General features: G+C 53.9%; 3 protein-coding genes. All 3 read left to right on the top strand.

The window, feature by feature from the left end; all coding sequences use genetic code 11:
• Window positions 1-138: 138 nt before the first annotated feature.
• The 3 genes from PI91_RS06740 to PI91_RS26385 all read left to right on the top strand — a co-directional run bounded on the left by PI91_RS06740 (window position 139) and on the right by PI91_RS26385 (window position 2,273).
• Window positions 139-624, top strand: a complete 486-nt coding sequence (locus PI91_RS06740) for an Hcp family type VI secretion system effector (protein WP_039265320.1) — start codon at window positions 139-141, stop codon at window positions 622-624.
• 163 nt (window positions 625-787) lie between these two features.
• On the top strand, window positions 788-1,930 hold the full coding sequence (locus PI91_RS06745) for a DUF3413 domain-containing protein (RefSeq protein ID WP_232764392.1): 1,143 nt from the start codon (window positions 788-790) through the stop codon (window positions 1,928-1,930).
• Entirely contained in the window at window positions 1,914-2,273 is a 360-nt protein-coding gene (locus tag PI91_RS26385) for a hypothetical protein (protein WP_232764393.1), read from the top strand. Before PI91_RS06745 ends, PI91_RS26385 begins: the two co-directional genes overlap by 17 nt.
• The last annotated feature ends 33 nt before the right edge of the window (window positions 2,274-2,306 follow it).

The following is a 2,306-nucleotide window of genomic DNA, read 5'->3' on the forward strand; positions in this document are numbered from 1 at the left end:
TGCCTTATAAGTCTTTATTCCCGGATCAAACGTTTTCAAATTTCACAATGGCGGCGATTGTGGGCTTTCAGTTGCTCTTAACGATTGTTTGCTACTGGTTCATCACGAAGAAAATCACAACTAAAAGGAGTTTGTAAAATGCCTATTCCGGCTTACATGTGGCTTAAGGACGATGGCGGCGCAGACATTAAAGGAGCCGTAGACGTTCAGGATCGTGAGGGGAGTATAGAGATTGTTGGCTTTAGTCATGGTCTGAACATTCCAGTAGACAGTGCCAACGGCAAGATTACTGGCAAGCGTTCACATTCTCCGATGATGATTGAAAAGGAGTTTGATAGCTCCAGCCCGTACCTATACAAAGCCGTTGCCACCGGTCAAACGTTGAAAAGTGCGGAGATTCGCTGGTATCGCATTAACCATGCAGGACAAGAAGAGTGCTACTTCGTCATGACCATTGAGGGTGTGAAAGTGACGGGCATTAACCCAGGGATGCCAAACGCTAAGATGGCAGGAAACTCGCAGATCAACCGCATGGAATCTGTTTCCCTGATGTATGACAAAATCACCTGGCGTTATGTTGATGGTAATGTCCAGTATACGGACGATTGGAACGTAAGAGCGTAATAAATCGCAAGGAGGCATTGAGTGCCTCCTCTTTATTAACGCTTATCCTCTCAAAGGAGCCTGTCCGTAATGCTGTGTAACTGCCATCGTATTAAAGGTGATCGCTCAGTCGGTCACCGAACTTGATAATAAAACGACGCATTGCCAGCCCGCAGATCGGCGAATGGTTGCTCTGAGGTCCATCGTCTGGGAGCTGGTGATTAACCCCGACCAGAACGAAACGGCCCGCGACTGGCAGCTGATGTTTATCAGCGTCCCGGTGATCCTGTTGATTGAGATGCTGTTTGCCACCTGGAGCTGGCAAAAACTGCGTAGCCTGACCCGCCGACGCCACTACGCGAAGCCCGTCGCCGCGCTCTTCTTCGTCTCCTTTATCAGTTCGCACATCATGTATATCTGGGCGGATGCGAACTTCTATCGTCCTATTACCATGCAGCGCGCGAACCTGCCGCTCTCGTACCCGATGACGGCCCGTCGCTTCCTCGAGAAACATGGCCTGCTTGATGCGCAGGAGTACCAGCGCCGCCTTATCGAGCAGGGTAACCCAGAAGCCGTCAGCGTGCAGTATCCGCTGAGCGACCTGCGCTATCGCGATATGGGCCGCGGGCAAAACGTCCTGCTCATCACCGTCGACGGCCTGAACTATTCCCGTTATGAGAAGCAGATGCCAGCCCTGGCCAATTTCGCGAGTCAAAACGTCACGTTTACTCAGCACATGAGCTCCGGTAACACAACCGACGCGGGCATCTTTGGCCTCTTCTATGGCATTTCAGCCGGATACATGGACGGCGTACTCTCTACCCGCACGCCTGCGGCGCTGATCACCGGGCTGAATCAGCAGGGCTATCAGTTAGGGTTGTTCTCATCCGATGGCTTTAACAGCCCGCTCTACCGCCAGGCGCTGCTGTCTGATTTCTCACTGCCGGCGGCACAGAATCAGTCCGATGCGCAGACCGCCAGCCAATGGATAAACTGGCTGCAGCGCTATGCCCAGGAAGATAACCGCTGGTTCTCATGGGTTGCCTTTAACGGCACAACGCTTGCTAACAGCAACAAGAGTGATTTCGCGCGCCGCTACGGCCGCGCGGCGGGTGATGTTGATGCGCAGATTGCCCGCGTGCTTGACGCGCTACGTGAGTCCGGCAAGCTGGACAACACCGTGGTGATCGTGACGGCAGGCCATGGCGTCCCGTTAGGTGACGAGACGAAGAGCATGAGCTGGTCACGCCCTAAACCTGCAGGTTCCGCTGGTCATCCACTGGCCGGGCACCCCGGCGCAGCGCATCACTATGCTTACCGAGCATAAAGATGTGATGACCACCCTGATGCAACGCCTGCTGCACGTCAGCACGCCAGCAAACGAGTATTCGCAGGGCCAGGATCTCTTCAGCGCCGCGCGCCGCCATAACTGGGTTACGGCAGCAGGGAATAATACGCTGGTGGTGACCACGCCGAAGCTGACGCTGGTGCTGAACAGCAACGGGAATTATCAGACGTATAACCTGCAGGGTGAGCGGCTAAAAGACCAGAAACCGCAGCTGAGCCTGCTGCTGCAGGTCCTGACGGATGAGAAGCGTTTTGTCGCTAAACTGATTAATAATAAACCAGTTAGCGACGGATTTCCTTGCATTCAAAACGGAATCGAGTAGTATTCTTTCTATGCGTCGGCACGTAGCGCAGCC

It is taken from the genome of Enterobacter sp. FB (assembly GCF_000805795.1).
Lineage (GTDB): Bacteria > Pseudomonadota > Gammaproteobacteria > Enterobacterales > Enterobacteriaceae > Enterobacter > Enterobacter roggenkampii.